At 75.1% G+C, this 14,998-nt stretch carries 17 protein-coding genes; 7 read left to right on the forward strand and 10 right to left on the reverse strand.

The genetic code is table 11. The features are described from left to right. The first annotated feature begins 81 nt into the window (after positions 1-81). The 4 genes from ACI79C_RS13305 (at position 82) to ACI79C_RS13320 (ending at position 4,007) form a co-directional block, all read left to right on the forward strand. Entirely contained in the window at positions 82-1,212 is a 1,131-nt protein-coding gene (locus ACI79C_RS13305; protein ID WP_456946133.1) for a citrate synthase 2, read from the forward strand. Positions 1,213-1,247: 35 nt separating this feature from the next. After that, positions 1,248-2,360, forward strand: coding sequence for a phosphoserine transaminase (gene serC, locus ACI79C_RS13310; protein WP_456946134.1), 1,113 nt, complete (start codon positions 1,248-1,250; stop codon positions 2,358-2,360). Between the two features lie 195 nt (positions 2,361-2,555). Then, positions 2,556-3,476 carry a septation protein SepH gene (gene sepH / locus ACI79C_RS13315; protein WP_456946135.1) on the forward strand — a complete coding sequence of 307 codons (921 nt, stop codon included), beginning with the start codon at positions 2,556-2,558 and terminating at the stop codon, positions 3,474-3,476. 57 nt (positions 3,477-3,533) lie between these two features. Then, on the forward strand, positions 3,534-4,007 hold the full coding sequence (locus tag ACI79C_RS13320; RefSeq protein ID WP_456946136.1) for a general stress protein: 474 nt from the start codon (positions 3,534-3,536) through the stop codon (positions 4,005-4,007). A 24-nt stretch (positions 4,008-4,031) separates the two neighbouring features. Here the strand turns inward: ACI79C_RS13320 and ACI79C_RS13325 are convergent, their stop codons facing one another. The 7 genes from ACI79C_RS13325 to ACI79C_RS13355 form a co-directional block, all read right to left on the reverse strand. Continuing rightward, positions 4,032-4,841, reverse strand: coding sequence for a TrmH family RNA methyltransferase (locus tag ACI79C_RS13325; RefSeq protein WP_456946137.1), 810 nt, complete (start codon positions 4,839-4,841; stop codon positions 4,032-4,034). 76 nt (positions 4,842-4,917) lie between these two features. Beyond that, positions 4,918-5,742 carry a thioesterase family protein gene (locus ACI79C_RS13330; protein WP_456946138.1) on the reverse strand — a complete coding sequence of 275 codons (825 nt, stop codon included), beginning with the start codon at positions 5,740-5,742 and terminating at the stop codon, positions 4,918-4,920. A gap of 54 nt (positions 5,743-5,796) precedes the next feature. Further along, on the reverse strand, positions 5,797-6,375 hold the full coding sequence (thpR, locus tag ACI79C_RS13335) for an RNA 2',3'-cyclic phosphodiesterase (RefSeq protein ID WP_456946174.1): 579 nt from the start codon (positions 6,373-6,375) through the stop codon (positions 5,797-5,799). Then, entirely contained in the window at positions 6,372-6,764 is a 393-nt protein-coding gene (locus ACI79C_RS13340) for a hypothetical protein (protein WP_456946139.1), read from the reverse strand. The genes thpR and ACI79C_RS13340 overlap by 4 nt, the downstream gene beginning before the upstream one ends. Positions 6,765-6,834: 70 nt before the next feature. Continuing rightward, on the reverse strand, positions 6,835-8,172 hold the full coding sequence (locus ACI79C_RS13345; RefSeq protein WP_456946140.1) for an MFS transporter: 1,338 nt from the start codon (positions 8,170-8,172) through the stop codon (positions 6,835-6,837). Between the two features lie 23 nt (positions 8,173-8,195). Continuing rightward, positions 8,196-8,630: a MarR family winged helix-turn-helix transcriptional regulator gene (locus tag ACI79C_RS13350; protein WP_456946141.1), complete on the reverse strand. Its 435-nt coding sequence runs from the start codon at positions 8,628-8,630 to the stop codon at positions 8,196-8,198. Positions 8,631-8,667: 37 nt separating this feature from the next. Then, on the reverse strand, positions 8,668-10,194 hold the full coding sequence (locus ACI79C_RS13355) for an NCS2 family permease (RefSeq protein ID WP_456946142.1): 1,527 nt from the start codon (positions 10,192-10,194) through the stop codon (positions 8,668-8,670). A 153-nt stretch (positions 10,195-10,347) separates the two neighbouring features. Here ACI79C_RS13355 and ACI79C_RS13360 point away from each other — a divergent pair, with 153 nt between their 5' ends. Then, on the forward strand, positions 10,348-10,569 hold the full coding sequence (locus ACI79C_RS13360) for a DUF2530 domain-containing protein (RefSeq protein ID WP_456946143.1): 222 nt from the start codon (positions 10,348-10,350) through the stop codon (positions 10,567-10,569). A gap of 75 nt (positions 10,570-10,644) precedes the next feature. On the opposite strand, the gene ACI79C_RS13365 is transcribed toward ACI79C_RS13360, so the two are convergent. Next, positions 10,645-11,454 (reverse strand): DUF3027 domain-containing protein, encoded by an 810-nt coding sequence (locus tag ACI79C_RS13365; protein WP_456946144.1) that lies wholly within the window; start codon positions 11,452-11,454, stop codon positions 10,645-10,647. Between the two features lie 90 nt (positions 11,455-11,544). On the opposite strand from ACI79C_RS13365, the gene ACI79C_RS13370 reads away from it, so the two are divergent. Both ACI79C_RS13370 and ACI79C_RS13375 read left to right on the forward strand, forming a co-directional pair. Next, positions 11,545-13,149, forward strand: coding sequence for an MFS transporter (locus ACI79C_RS13370; protein ID WP_456946145.1), 1,605 nt, complete (start codon positions 11,545-11,547; stop codon positions 13,147-13,149). After that, positions 13,146-13,646 carry a DUF2771 family protein gene (locus tag ACI79C_RS13375; protein ID WP_456946146.1) on the forward strand — a complete coding sequence of 167 codons (501 nt, stop codon included), beginning with the start codon at positions 13,146-13,148 and terminating at the stop codon, positions 13,644-13,646. Before ACI79C_RS13370 ends, ACI79C_RS13375 begins: the two co-directional genes overlap by 4 nt. A 185-nt stretch (positions 13,647-13,831) precedes the next feature. Here the strand turns inward: ACI79C_RS13375 and ACI79C_RS13380 are convergent, their stop codons facing one another. Continuing rightward, entirely contained in the window at positions 13,832-14,227 is a 396-nt protein-coding gene (locus tag ACI79C_RS13380; RefSeq protein ID WP_456946147.1) for a cold-shock protein, read from the reverse strand. A gap of 154 nt (positions 14,228-14,381) precedes the next feature. Then, the gene (locus tag ACI79C_RS13385) at positions 14,382-14,951 is read right to left on the reverse strand and encodes a nucleotidyltransferase family protein (protein WP_456946148.1); all 570 of its coding nucleotides are present in this window, start codon (positions 14,949-14,951) and stop codon (positions 14,382-14,384) included. Positions 14,952-14,998: the final 47 nt, after the last annotated feature.

Genomic DNA, 14,998 nt, shown 5'->3' on the forward strand with positions numbered 1-14,998 from the left:
GTCAGCACGGCCTAGGGTCTGCCCGTAGTCGTGCGCCCATCCCGATGGGTCACGAGTCCCGCGCGCAGAGGAGCATGCGAGATGGCCGACGACTTCAAGCCGGGGCTCGAGGGCGTCATCGCCTTCGAGACCGAGATCGCCGAACCGGACAAGGACGGCGGCGCACTCCGCTACCGCGGCGTCGACATCGAGGACCTCGTCGGCAAGGTCACCTTCGGCAACGTGTGGGCGCTGCTGGTCGACGGCAAGTTCGGCCCCGGCCTGCCGCCGGCCGAGCCGTTCCCGATCCCGGTGCACACCGGTGACGTCCGGGTCGACGTGCAGGCTGCACTGGCCATGCTGACCCCGATCTGGGGCTACAAGCCGCTGCTGGACATCAGCGCCGAGGAGGCGCGCGACGAGCTGGCCCGTGCCGCGGTCATGGCGCTGTCCTACGTCGCGCAGTCCGCGCGCGGCATCGGCGTCCCCGCCGTCCCGCAGAAGCGCATCGACGAGGCCTCGACGATCGTCGAGCGGTTCATGGTCCGCTGGCGCGGGGAGCCCGACCCCCGCCACGTCGCCGCCGTCGACGCCTACTGGACGTCGGCCGCCGAGCACGGCATGAACGCCTCCACCTTCACCGCCCGGGTCATCGCCTCGACCGGCGCCGACGTCGCCGCCGCCCTCTCCGGCGCGATCGGGGCCATGTCCGGCCCGCTGCACGGGGGCGCCCCCTCCCGCGTGCTGCACATGCTCGACGGCGTGGAGGAGAGCGGCGACGCCGAGCGCTACGTCAAGGACCTCCTCGACCGCCACGAGCGGCTCATGGGGTTCGGCCACCGCGTCTACCGCGCCGAGGACCCGCGCGCCCGCGTGCTGCGCCGGGCAGCCCAGGAGCTGGGCGCCCCCCGGTTCGACGCCGCCCTCGCGCTGGAGCAGGCCGCGCTCAAGGAGCTGCGCGAGCGCCGTCCCGACCGGCCGATCGAGACCAACGTGGAGTTCTGGGCGGCCATCGTCCTGGACTTCGCCGAGGTGCCCAGCCACATGTTCACCTCGATGTTCACCTGTGCCCGCACCGCCGGCTGGTGCGCGCACATCCTCGAGCAGAAGAACACCGGCCGTCTGGTGCGCCCCTCGGCGCGCTACGTCGGCCCGGCCCCGCGCCGTCCCGACGAGGTCGAGGGCTGGGACACCATCCGCACCAAGGCCGTCGACCAGGCCGCACCGGCCTGACAGAGGACCCCGACCCCGAGAGGCACTCCCCCCGGATGAGCATCACCATCCCCGCCGACCTGCTGCCGGCCGACGGCCGGTTCGGCTGCGGTCCGTCGAAGGTCCGTCCCGAGGCGCTCCAGGCACTCGCCGACAGCGGCGCCACCCTCATGGGGACCTCCCACCGCCAGGCGCCGGTCAAGGGCCTGGTCCGCCAGGTGCGCGAGGGGCTGACCCAGCTGTTCGACCTGCCCGACGGCTACGAGGTCGTGCTGGGCAACGGCGGGACGACGGCGTTTTGGGACGCGGCGATCATCGGGCTCATCCGGGAGCGCAGCGCGCACGGCACCTACGGCGAGTTCTCGGCCAAGTTCGCCTCCGGGGTGGCCGAGGCGCCCTTCCTCGCCGACCCGGTGATCGCGAAGGCCGACCCCGGGTCGCTGGCGCTGCCGAAGGCCGCCGACGGCGTCGACGTCTACGCGTGGGCGCACAACGAGACCTCGACCGGCGTGATGGCCCCGGTGCAGCGGCCCGCGGGCGCCGACGACGCGCTGGTGCTCATCGACGCCACCAGCGCCGCCGGGGGGCTGCCGGTCGACGTCTCGCAGACCGACGTCTACTACTTCGCCCCGCAGAAGAACTTCGGCGGGGACGGCGGGCTGTGGGTCGCGCTGATGTCCGCCGACGCCCTGGCGCGGGTGGCCGAGATCAAGGCCTCGGGCCGCTGGGTCCCCGGGTTCCTCGACCTGTCGATCGCCATCGACAACTCCGGCAAGGACCAGACCTACAACACCCCCGCCGTCGCGACGCTGTTCCTGCTGGCCGATCAGATCCGCTGGCTGCTGTCCCTCGGCGGCCTCTCCGGCGCCGTGGCCCGCACGCAGGAGTCCTCGCGCCGGCTGTACGGGTGGGCCGAGCAGTCGGAGTTCGCGACGCCGTTCGTCGCCAACCCCGACGAGCGCTCCTTCGTCGTCGGGACGATCGACTTCGCCGAGTCCGTCGACGCCGCACAGGTCGCGAAGGTGCTGCGGGCCAACGGCGTCGTCGACGTCGAGCCCTACCGGAAGCTGGGCCGCAACCAGTTGCGGGTGGGGATGTTCCCGGCCGTCGACCCGGACGACGTCAGCGCGCTGACCGCCTGCATCGACTTCGTCGTCGGGGAGCTCTGAGGGGACTCCGTCGCAGCGGAGTGCAGCGGTACGGGTTCCCTGCGCTCCTGCACTCCGCTGGGAGTGGCGTAGTCGCGCCACGCCGGGCGAGCCTGCCGACGGGTCCTCGCGCGCGCGGATAGCCTCGTGCACCGGAGCCGTCTCTCCCGAGCCGGCCGACCCGCCCGACCCGTGCAGATGACCAGGAGGCCGCCCATGCGCACGCTGCGGCTCGTGGCGCTCTCCGACGACGGGAAGAGCCTGGTGCTGGCCCTCGACGGCGCCGAGCCCGGGGAGGAGGGCGAGCGGTTCGAGCTGCCCATCGACGAGCGGGTCCGCGCCGCCGCCCGCGGCGACGCCCGCCGGCTGGGCCAGATCGACGTCGAGATCGGCGCCAGCCTGCCCCCGCGGGTCATCCAGGCCCGCATCCGCGCCGGCGAGACCCCCGAGCAGGTCGCGCAGGCCTCGGGCATCCGAGTCGAGCGGATCATGCGGTTCGCCCACCCGGTGCTGCAGGAGCGCGAGCGGGTCGCCGAGCAGGCCCGCGACGCCCGCGTCCGGCTCTCCGACGGCACGCCGGCGGTCCCCCTGCAGCAGTTCATGTCCGAGCGGCTGCGGCTGCTCGGCGCGGACCTCGACGCCGTCCGCTGGGACGCCTTCCGCGCCTCCGACGGCACCTGGCAGGTCACGGCCGCCTGGCAGGCCGGCGCCAAGTCCGGCCTCACCCGCTGGGCCTACGACACCGCCGCCCGCACCGTCACCCCCGTCGATGCGGCCACCACGGACTTCGCCGAGGGCACCCGCCTCGTCCGCGTCGTCCCGGACGTGCCGGCCGAGCGGACTGCCCCGGGGCACCGGAGCCGGCCGGTCGCCGTCGTCCCCGACGACGACGGGGTCGCCGCCCCGGCCTCCTCGCGGCTGGCGTCGGACGAGGACGCCGACGACGAGCACGTGCGCCCGGTCCTGCCGCAGGACTCGCGCACCGGCGAGCGGCGCACCGACCCGGAGTTCGACGACGACATCGCCGAGCACGACACGGTCGTCCTGGGCCGACCGGGCGGGGACGAGGACGAGGACCCGCGCGCCCGCATCCCGGCCTGGGAGGACATCGTCTTCGGGGTCCGCCGCCACCGCTGACCCCGCTCCGGAACAGGGCGGACGTGTCCGCCGTTGCCCCAGGGGTAGGAGGTGCCCATGTCAGCGTCGGTGTCCATGCCGCTGGGCGGCGTGCAGGTCGGGTCCTACGACAGCTACGAGCAGGCCCAGGCCGCCGTCGACTACCTGGCCGACGAGAAGTTCCCGGTCGAGAACGTCACGATCATCGGCTCGGACCTCAAGCAGGTCGAGCGGGTGACGGGGCGGCTGACCTGGGGCCGGGCTATCGGGGCCGGCGCGGCGGCCGGCGCGTGGTGGGGCCTGTTCGTCGGCCTGCTGCTGGGCATCTTCGCCGAAGACGGCAGCAACTGGATCGGCTCGGTGCTGTCCGGCCTGCTCATCGGCCTGGTCTTCGGCGCGCTGTTCGGCGCGATGGGCTACGCCGCCACCCGCGGACGGCGCGACTTCACCAGCACCAGCACCATCATCGCCGGCCGGTACGACGTGATGTGCAACCCGGCCCGCGCCGAGGACGCCCGCGCCCTGCTGGCCCGCTTCAGCCTGCGCGGCTGACGGCCGCTGCACGGGGGTCCTCGTTCAGCGGAGGCTGGCGAAGGCGACCGCGGCCGCCGCGGCCACGCCGAGGGAGTCGACGCCGGCCCGCATCGGGATCCGCGCCCGGACCCGCGCGGCCTGCTGCGCCTCCGGGCTGAGCCCCGGCCCCTCCGCGCCCAGGAGCACGGCGGTGCGCGGGTGGGCGCGCGGGTCGACCTCGGCGAGGTCCACGGCGTCCGGCGCAGGGGTGAGCGCGACGGTGAGGTAACCCGCCTCGTGCAGCCGCTCGAGCCCGGCCGGCCAGTCGGGCAGGACGGCGAACGGCAGCGCGAGGACGTGCCCCATCGAGACCCGCACCGAGCGCCGGTAGAGCGGATCGGCACAGCGCGGGTCCAGCAACAGACCGTCGACCCCGAGGGCGACGGCGGACCGGGCGATCGAGCCCAGGTTCTCCGCGTCGTTGAGCGCCTCGAGGACCGCCAGCCGGCGCGGCGCGGCCGGGTCCGGACCCGACAGCAGCGCCTCGAGGTCGGCCGGGGGGCGGCGGTCGGCCGAGGCCAGCACGCCACGGGTCAGCCGGAAGCCGATCACCTCCGACAGCACCCACTTGTCCGCCTCGTAGGCCGGGACGCCCTCGGGCAGGCCCAGCGCGGCGACCCGGCCGGGCACGCCGAAGACCGCCCGGACGCGGTACGGGGAGGCCAGCAGCCGCTCCACCGCCGGGACCCCCTCCACGATCACCGGTCCGGTCCCCCGCTCGGTGCCCGGCCGGCGGTCGCCGGCCTTGAGGTCGCGGAAGTCGGCCACCCGCTCGTCGTCCGGGTCGGTGATGAGCTCAGGCGCGGCGGGCACGCGGTCGATCCTGCCAAGGCACGGCCCGTCCGCGATCAGGGCGTCGGGACCGTGGCGGGGGAACCGCCGAGCACGGTCAGCGCGGCAGGCGCGCCAGCTGGCGGCTCTGCGCGACCAGCCGGCCGGTGGAGTCCCAGATGCGGTAGTCCTCGTCGAGCCAGCCGCCGGCGACCTCGCCGGCCCGCGCCTCGACCAGGCACCACCCCGGCGCCGGCAGCGCGCGGACCAGCACCTGCAGCTGCACGGTCGGCGCCCACCCGAACCGGCCGACCGCCCAGCTGGTCGGCGGGAGGACGTCGGCGAAGAGCAGGAGCGCGAGCGGGTCGGGGTCCCGGCCGTCGGCCAGCCGCACCCAGCCCCGCACGACCGGCTCCTCCCCGGGCCGGCCCGTCGCCCAGCCGGCGGTCGTCGGGTCCAGCCGGGTGTGCACCCGCGTCCGCAGGCCCACCTGTGGCAGGGGGTGGGCCGACGTGCCGTCGTCCACGGCGGGGAGGCAGTCCTGCACGGGGGTGGCCTCCGGCGGCGGGGCGGCGGAGTACGCGGGCGGCTCGTCGGTGAGCGTCGCCGTCGTCGTCTGCACCGACAGCGTGGGGCCGTCGGCGCCGGTGAGGAGCACGGCGGCGTGCGCCAGCGTCCGGCCCGCCGGGCCCGGGGTGACCGTCAGGGAGGCGCGGCCGGCCGGGGTGGCCCGCAGGAAGCTCGCGGACAGCGCCACCGGGTGCTCGTGCTGGCTCGCGGTCAGCGCCGCGCGGGCGACCACCGCGAGCAGGTAACCGCCGTTGAGGATGCCGGGCCCGACGTCCCACCCCGGGTCGAGCTCGGCGGTCAGCCCACCGCCCTCGGTGCGGGAGACCGCGGTGGCGGCGTCGAACTCGGACGGCTCGGGACGGGGCTGCGGCACGGCCCCGAGACTGCCAGGGCGCTTTCCGGGTCGTCGGCGCAGCCTCGACCGCGGTCAGCCGACCGGCCAGGCCGCCCGGCGCTCGTAGCGTGGTGCGGGGCCGAGGTGGCTCTCCAGCAGCTCCACCTCGGTCACCGGCCAGCTCGGGCCGCGGTAGCCGGCCAGCCGGTCGGGCAGGTCGCCGTCGCCGGGGCGTCCGGGCCGCCAGCGGCCGAGGGTGAGGTGCGCGCGGAACGGCCGGTCCTCGACCGGCAGCCGGAGCGAGTGGGCCACGCGGGCCAGCCGCGCGGCCAGGGCACCCAGTACGTCGCCGTCCCCGGCGACGCCGACCCAGCACACCGAGGGGCGGCGCCGCGAGCCGAACCGGCCGCCCCCGGCCAGCCGGAGCGTGAGCGGCGGCGTGGCCGCCACCGCGGGGCCGGCCCCCTCGACCAGTGGCGGCACGGTCTCGTCGGGGACCCGGCCCAGGAACAGCAGGGTGAGGTGCCAGCGCTCGGGTGCGGTCCACCGGGGTCCGCCCGGGGCGGTGCGCAGCGGCTCGAGCGCGCGGTCGAGGTCCTCGCGTGCCGCAGCCGGCGGCGTGACGGCGAAGAACAGCCGGGATCCCCGCGGGCCGGCCTCGGCGGCGCTCAGTCGCGCACCACCAGTCCCGCGTCGGTCAGGGCCGTCTGCAGGCGCAGCCGTTCCGTGTCGCGCGCCGACCCGGGAGGCCGGCCGGCCAGGGTGTGTGGCACCTCGAGGATCAGCGCGGCCTCTTCCAGGACGTCGTCGTAGGCGGCCTGCAGGCCGCGGCGCCGGGCCATCGGCGCACCGGCGGGCACCCGGGCCAGCTGGGCGGCGAGCCGGCGCAGGTCGGCGGCGACGACCTCGATCGGCCGGTGCTGGGGCGCCGGCGCGGCCCGTTGGCGCCGCACCGGCAGCCGGGCACCCCCGAACACCAGGCGGGCGAGCCAGCCCAGCAGCCCCACGGCACCGACCACCCCGGCGACGATGGACCCCAGGGTGAGCAACGAAGCAGCCATGCCGCCTCCGCGGACGACTCGACGGGCGCGTGGCGACACCGTACGTCCGCGAGCGGGGGCGGTCACGGGGTCAGCCCCTGGCCGCGGGCCGGTCGGCTGCCTGCCCCGCGGTGGCCTCCGCGGCCGGGCGCACCGGCACCCGGGGCACGCCGGGCCGAGGACCCACGTGCAGCTGCAGCCGCGGCGGGGACACCCGGGCCTCCAGGCGCACCCGCCGCCCACGCGCCAGCCAGGCGGCCGCCCCGATGCCGGCGACGACCGCGACCGCCCCACCGAGGATCAGGCCCCAGGGGGCGCCCAGGTGCTCGGAGACCCAGCCGATCAGCGGCGCACCCAGCGGCGTGCCGCCCATGAAGCACATGAAGTACAGCGCCATCACCCGGCCGCGCACCTGGGGGTCGACCCCGAGCTGCACGAAGCTGTTGTTGGCCACGCTGAAGACCAGGCCGGCCGCCCCGGTCGGCACCAGCAGGACCGCGAAGGACCAGTACCCGGGCACCAGACCGCAGGCGATGGTGAGCAGGCCGAAGACGATCGCCGCTCCGACCAGGAAGCGCTGCCGCGGCCGCGCGCTGCGGCGGGTGGACAGCAGGGCGCCGGACAGCGACCCGACGGCGAAGCAGGTGGAGAGCAGCCCGAAGGCCTCCGCCCCCAGGTCGAAGACCTCACGGGCCATCAGCGCGATGGTGACCTGGTAGTTGAAGGCGAAGGTGCCCAGGACGAAGGCCAGGCCCATCGCCAGCACGAGGTCCGGGTGCGCCCAGGTGTAGGTCAGCCCCTCCCGTAGCTGCCCCTTCCCCCGCGCCACCGGCGGGCTCGGGTGCAGCTCGTCGGCCCGCATGGCCAGCAGCGCCCCGATGGTGGAGGCGAAGCTGGCCGCGTTGACCAGGAACGCCGGCGCGGTGTCACCGGAGGCCGCGCCGATGACCAGCCCCGCGACCGACGGGCCGACCAGCCGTGCCCCGTTGAAGATGGTCGAGTTGAGGCTGACGGCGTTGGCCAGGTACTCGGGCCCGACCATCTCCGAGACGAAGGCCTGCCGCACCGGCGCGTCGATCGCGGACACCGCGCCCAGCGCCCCGGCGAGGACGAACACGTGCCAGAGAGCGATGCCGTCCGCGGCCACCAGGACCCCGAGGACCAGCGCCAGCAGCCCCATGAGGGCCTGGGTGAGGACCAGCACCCGGCGCTTGGCGTACCGGTCGGCCAGCACGCCGCCGTACATGCTCAGCAGGAGGGTGGGCCCGAACTGCAGCGCGGTGATCAGGCCCAGGGCGACGCCGCTGTCGCCGGAGAGCTGGAGCACCAGCCAGTCCTGGCCGATCCGCTGCATCCACGTGCCGGTGAGGCTGACCAGGTTGGCCGAGGCGTAGATCCGGTAGTTGCGCACCCGCAGTGACCGGAACATGCCTCCACGGTCGGGTCGTCCGCTCACCCACTCGCCAGCTTGTCCATGATCGCCGACGCCTCGCGCAGCACCGCCCGCTCCTCCGCCGTCAGCTCGTGCAGCCGCCCGGCCAGCCACGCCTCCCGTGCCCGCGCCTCGACGGTCAGCAGCTCCTCGGCCGCCGGGGTGAGCTCGATGACCACCTGCCGGCCGTCGGTGGGGTGCGGGCTCCGGGTGACCAGGCCCATCCCCTCCAGCGCGACGACGACCCGGGTCATCGACGGCGGCTGCACCCGCTCGTGGGCCGCGAGCTCCCCCGGGCTCATCCGGCCGTGCCGCTTCAGCGTGGACAGCGCCGCCAGGTGGGTGAGGGTGACCGACTCGTCGACCCGCTGGTTGCGCAGCCTGCGGGAGAACCGCATCACCGCGAGCCGCAGGTCGTGGGCCAGCGCCGCGGTGTCCAGCGTCGTCCGGCTCACGATCCTCAGCCTAGCTAATGATCCTGGGCCGCGCGGCTCAGAACAGCTGCTGCAGCGGCTCCAGGGCGAAGTAGACGAGGAAGAGCACCGTGATGACCCACATCAGCGGGTGCACCTGTCGCGCCCGGCCGGTCACCGCGCGCAGCAGCACGTAGCTGACCACGCCGGCGCCGATGCCGTTGGTGATCGAGTAGGTGAACGGCATCAGGGCGATGGTGAGGAAGGCCGGGATCACCAGGGACATGTCGTCCCACTCCAGGTGGCGGATCTGGCTGATCATCAGCGCGCCGACGATCACCAGCGCCGGCGCCGCCGCCTCCGACGGGACGATCTGGACCAGGGGCGTGAAGAACATCGCCAGCAGGAACAGGACGCCGGTGGCCACGCTGGCCAGGCCCGTGCGCGCGCCGTCTGCGACACCGGAGGCGCTCTCGATGTAGGTGGTGTTCGACGAGACGCTCCCCGCCCCACCGGCCGCGGCTGCCAGGGAGTCGACGAGCAGGACCGGCTGCGACCCGGGCAGGTTGCGCTTCTCGTCGAGCAGGTCGCCCTCGGCGCCGACGGCCGTCACGGTGCCGACGGTGTCGAAGAAGTCGGCGATCATGATCGAGAAGACGATGAGGAGCGCGGCGATGACGCCGATCCGCTCGAAGCCGCCGAACAGCGAGAAGTTGCCGACCAGGGACAGGTCGGGCGCGCTGACCACCTCCTCGGGGAGCGTCGGCACCTGGAGCGCCCAGCCGCGCGCGTTCTCCGCGCCGTCGGCACCGAAGCGGGGGCCGATGTCGGCGACGGCCTCGATGACGATCGCCAGCACGGTGGCGACGACGATGCCGATGAGCAGCGCGCCCTTCACCTTGCGCACCACCAGGACGCTGGTCAGCAGCAGGCCGACGACGAAGACCAGCAGCGGCCAGCCGGCCAGCTGGCCGCCGACGCCGAAGCTGATCAGCGGGTTGCCGGGGCGGATGACGCCGGCGTCGGCCAGCCCGATGATCGTGAGGAAGAAGCCGATGCCCACCGCGATCGCCGTCTTCAGCTGCGGCGGGATCGCCTCGAACACCGCCCGCCGGAAGCCGGTGAGCACCAGGACGGTGATCAGCAGGCCCTCGAGGACGACCAGACCCATGATCTCTGGCCAGGACAGCTGGGTGGCCGCGTAGACGGCGACGATCGCGTTGATGCCCAGCCCGGTGGCCAGCGCAAAGGGGTACCGGCCGACGACGCCCATGACGATGGTCATGACCCCGGCGATGAGCGCGGTGACCGCGGCGACGGAGGCGAAGGGCAGCGACGCACCGGTGACGTCGGCGCCGGACAGGATGATCGGGTTGAGCACCACGATGTAGGCCATCGTGAAGAACGTGGTCAGGCCGCCGCGCATCTCGCGGGCCACCGTGGACCGGCGGGCGCTGATGGCGAAGTAGCGGTCCAGGCCGTTCTTCGGCTTCACCCGCGGCCCGTCGCTGCGGCGGGGCGTCCGCGACGCGGCGACGTCGGCCGGGGTGCCGCCGTTCCCCGCGGTGGCGTTGCTGGCCCCGGAGGGGCGGGACTTGTCGGGCATGAGGGACTCCACAGGCGGGTGGCGGGCGGGCGGGCGGCGGGGGAAGCGCGCGCCGGCCGACCAGTGCGGACTGCAACGAGCGGCGACAGCGTGCCACACGCACGTTCCGGGCACGTGCACGCCGGGCGGTCAGCCGGGGCCTAGGGTCGGGACGTGCCCGCTCCGACGAAACCGGCCCCACCACCGCTGCAGGTGGACACGGTCCGCGTGGTCCTCGCCTGCACGGCGCTGTGGGTCGTCGCCCTCGTCGTCCTCCTGCTGCTCGGCGACCGCGTCGACCGGGTGTGGACCTGGACCTGCGTCGCGGGCATCGCCCTGGCCGGCGTCGGGCTGACCGTCATGCGCCTGCAGGGCCAGCTCGGCCGCAAGGACTGACACTCCGGCGCCGGGGCTCAGTGCCGGCCGGGGATGGCTCGTGACAGCCCTGGTGCGGTCCGGAGGGCCGCCGTGTCACAGCACGTCGAAGGCGCCCGTGTCGTACCGCGCCGACGTCACGACCTCGGTCGCGTCCTCGGCCACCAGCGTCGCCTGGCTGTGCGCTCCGCAGCCGTGGTCGACGGTGACCACGTGCCCGTCGGCCGGGGAGTAGACGTTGCCGCAGGCGCCGAAGCCGTGCCGCAGCGAGCCGGCCAGCGGGAGGAAGAACCCGCAGGTACCGCACGGTCCGGGCGCGTGCCGGGCCATCGCCGAGCGCGGGCCGTACTCCCCGGCGCTCCACCGGGCCGCCGCCTCACTGCGTCCCTGCTGCGACATCACCCGCTCGCGGCCGAGCCCGACCTCCCGGGCGACGACCGCGCCCTCGGGGTCGTCGTCGGCGTCGTCGTCGGTCGTGTAGGCGGGCACCAGCCGCGGGTCGTCCTCGGTCGAGGGCAGCACGTCGCCGACCGACAGGTCGCCGGGCCGCAGGCGCTCGTGCCACGGCACCCAGGCGGGGGCCAGCAGCGCCTGCTCGCCGGGCAGCAGGACCACCTCGTCGACGGTGACGACGTCCTCGCCGGGCACCCGGGCCAGCGTGACCGCCCAGTGCCAGCCGACGTACCCGGGCACCTCGCTGGCGAAGGAGTGGGTGACGACCTCGCCGAGCGCCGCGGGGTCGACCGGGTGCGCGGCACCGTCGGCCAGCGGCTCGAGGGAGACCCCCAGGTGCTCGCCGACCAGGTCGGGGGAACCGGCGGTCTCGACCGCCGCGGCCCGGGCCTGTTCGACCGCCGCGGACAGCACGTCGCGCCCCGCGCCGGCGGGGTGGGGGTAGTCGGCCACGGCACCATTGTCCCTGACGCGACGGCGACGCCGACGGCACGGGGGCGGACGCTCGACCGCGCGCCCAGGGAGGTGCGGCACGATGGGGAGGTGCCCAGCTCACGCCCCTTCGGTGCCCGTCGCGGCACCCCGCGCCGGCACCCGCTGCCACCGGGCGCGGAGGGCATGGACACCACACCGCTCAGGGCCGGCCGGCCGGACACCCGGCCACAGCCTGCCGCGCCGCCGCCCTGGACCGGCGGTCCCCCGGCCGGCGAGTCCCAGCCGCCGACCGCCGTCCTGCCCGGTGGGTACGAGCAGCCGGCCGCCACTCCCCCGCCGCCGCCCCCGATGCCCCGGAAGCTGACCGTCACCCGGGTCGCCGCCGCCCGCACGCGGCAGCTGACCGGTGCGGCCGTGCGCCGGGTGCACACGGCCAGCCGCGCCGACGGAGCCGGGGAGAGCGGGCTGACCCACCTGCTGTGGGTCAACGCCCTCCACATGGCCGGCGACGCGATGATCGCCGTGTCCCTGGCCGGGACGCTGTTCTTCGCCGCCACGACCGATGCCCAGCGCAGCAACGTGGCGCTCTACCTCCTGGTGACCATGGCGCCCTTCGCCGTCGTCGCGCCGGTCATCGGGCCGCTGCTGGACAAGCTGCAGCGCGGCCGCCGCTGGGCGATGGCGGCCAGCCTGCTGGGCCGGGCGGTGCTCGCCCTCGTCATGGCCGCGCACTACGACGACCTGGTGCTCTACCCGGCGGCGCTCGGCGTGCTGGTGCTGTCGAAGGCGCACAACGTGCTGCGCGCCGCCGTCGTCCCGCGGGTGCTGCCGAGCGCGATGTCACTGACCTCGGCCAACTCCCGGACGTCGGTCTTCGGGCTGCTCACCGCGGGGGTGTTCGGCGCGCTCGGCGGCGGGCTGGCCTGGGCCTTCGGGTTCCCGCCGGAGCTGTGGGTGACCGCGGTGGTGTTCACGGTCGGAGCGGTCCTCGCGGTGCGGCTGCCGGGCCACGTCGACGTCCCGACCGGGGAGCTGCCCGCCGACGTGTTCACGACCGCGCCGGTGCCGGTGGTGGTCCCCGGCCGACGGCGCCGGCCGGTCAACCCCCGGGTGGTGCTGGCGCTGCGGGCCAACGCCGCCCTGCGCGGCCTCGGCGGCTTCCTCACGATCTTCTCCGCGTTCCTGGTCCAGGCCACCGTCGACGGCGGCTGGCAGGCCACCCTCGCCCTCGGCGCGGTCGCCGCCGCCGCGGGGGTTGGCAGCGTGGTGGGCACCGCGGTCGGGTCGCGGCTGCACCGCGTCGCCCCGGACCCGATCGTGCTGTGGTCGGCCGGCGCCGCGGCGGCGGTGACCGTCGTCGCGGCGGTGTTCTTCAGCCTCCCCATGGCGGCGCTGGTCGCCGGCGTCGCGGCGGTGGCCAACGCCCTCGGCAAGGTGGCCCTCGACGCGATCATCCAGCGCGAGGTGCCCGAGAGCCTGCGGGCGTCGGCGTTCGCCCGCTCCGAGACGATGCTGCAGCTGGCCTGGGTGGTCGGCGGCGCGCTCGGCATCGCCCTGCCACCGACCGGCTGGCTCGGTTTCACCGTGGCCGCCGGCCTGCTCGTGCTGGCCATGGGCCTGGTCCTGTGGGGGCCCCGCCGCCGGCCCGCGCCCTCGCCCCCCGCGGTCGCCGACCCGGTGGTGCCCGCGCCGGCCGACCGGTGGCCGGCGTGAGGCGCGCCGTCGCCCCGGCGGCGCTGCTGCTCGTGGCCGGGGTGGCGGGCTGCGGCTCCGACGAGCCGGCGAGCCCGGTGGACGTCGTCGTCCAGGCCGGGACGCAGCAGGTCGACGTCGCACCGACGCAGTACTGCCTGGACGGCGAGGGTCAGCGCTACGACCGCGAGCCGCCGCGGATCGAGGTCCCAGAGGACACCACGATCCGGATCACCGTGCCGCAGGTGGTGGCCGAGCGGGGCTGGAGCGTGCAGGTCTTCGACGACCGACTCGAGGAGCAGCTCGGGACGGTGGATCCCGACGCAGGCGCGACCGTCCTCGACGAGATCAACTCCTCCGACGTCGTCCCGCCGGGGTTCTACCTGGTGGTCGTCGAGGACGCCGGCGAGGAGTGCGACGGCTTCAGCGGGGCGTGGCCGGTGGGGTTCTTCCGCAGCGGCGGCTCCGGCGGCGGGACGGCGACCGCAACGCCCGAGCAGTCGCCCCCCGGCGGCTGAGGCGGGACCCTGCAGGGCCCGCCCCAGCCCCGTGACGTGAGGGAACGGCTCCCCTTCAGGGACCCGCGCCGAGCCCGGTGACGTCCTGGAACGGCATCGTCCCGGTCGCCTGGTGACGCACTGGGACGGCCACCCTCCAGGGACCCACGCCGAGCATGCGAGGCGTGGGGGGAAGGGTGGTCCGTTCAGTGCTCCAGGTCGGTCGCGACGGCGCGCAGCACCGAGGCGACCTTGCGGGCCACCTGCCGGTCGGGGTGGCGCCCCCGGCGCAGGCCGTTGGAGACGTCGTCGAGCAGCTTGATCAGGTCCTCGATGATCGGGACCAGCTCGTCGGGCTTCTTGCGGGTCCGCTCGGCGTGCGCCGCCGCGACCGAGGGCAGCGGGTCGAGCACCCGCACCTGCAGCGCCTGGTCACCCCGGCGGCCGGCGACGATGCCGAACTCCACCCGCTGGCCGGGCTTGAGCTCGCTCGTGCCGGCCGGCAGGGCGTCCTTGTGCACAAAGACGTCGGGACCGTCCTCGCGGGAGAGGAAGCCGAACCCCTTCTCCGGGTTGAACCACTTGACTCTACCGGTGGGCACGTTGATCCCTCAGTCGGTCGCGGACGGGCCCGGCACCGGGCCGGGAGGACGGGCGCGGCACGGACGCCGCTGCCCCCAGGTTAGTCGCCGCGGTCGGCGTCCACGCCCCCCTTTCGGCGGCAGTCCGATGACGCTGCCGCGCAGGTCGCCGCGCTCAGTCCCCGCCGGCCGACTGCTCCACGACCCCGAGCCGGTCGAGCAGGACGAGGAAGACCGCGGCGAAGTCGTTGGCCTGCACGTCCCGGCGCACGCGGTCCCAGTCCACCTGCTCGCGCAGCGCGCGGGCCACCGGCAGCAGCCGCGAGTAGTCGCAGTAGTGCTCGTCGAGGGCCATCAGCTTGGTGACGAGGATGTCGGTCGCCTCGAGGACGGGCATGTGCACCGACAGCACGGGCAGCTCCTCGGCCCGCTCGATGAGGTCCAGCTCGACCGGGCTCCCGCAGGTGCGCCACAGGACGTCGACGAACGAGTTGCCCTGCACCACCTTGGTCAGCCAGTCCTCGGCCGGGTCGACGACCTCCAGGCCGGCCTCGGCCATGACCTTCGCCGCCCGCTCGGCCTCCGCGGCCGGGACGAGGAAGTCGGCGTCGTGGTCGGGCTCGGGGGCGCCGCGGACCCATGCCGCGTACCCCCCGCAGAGGGCGAAGGGGACGTCGCCCTGTTTCAGTGCGACGGCGACGCGCTTGAGGAGGTCACGGATCTCGTCCCGGTCCGAGGGCTGCACGCGGTCCCTGCTACCCGACCGTGCGTCGTCGGAACGTGACGGTGTGG

The organism is Geodermatophilus sp. SYSU D00697, from assembly GCF_054050175.1.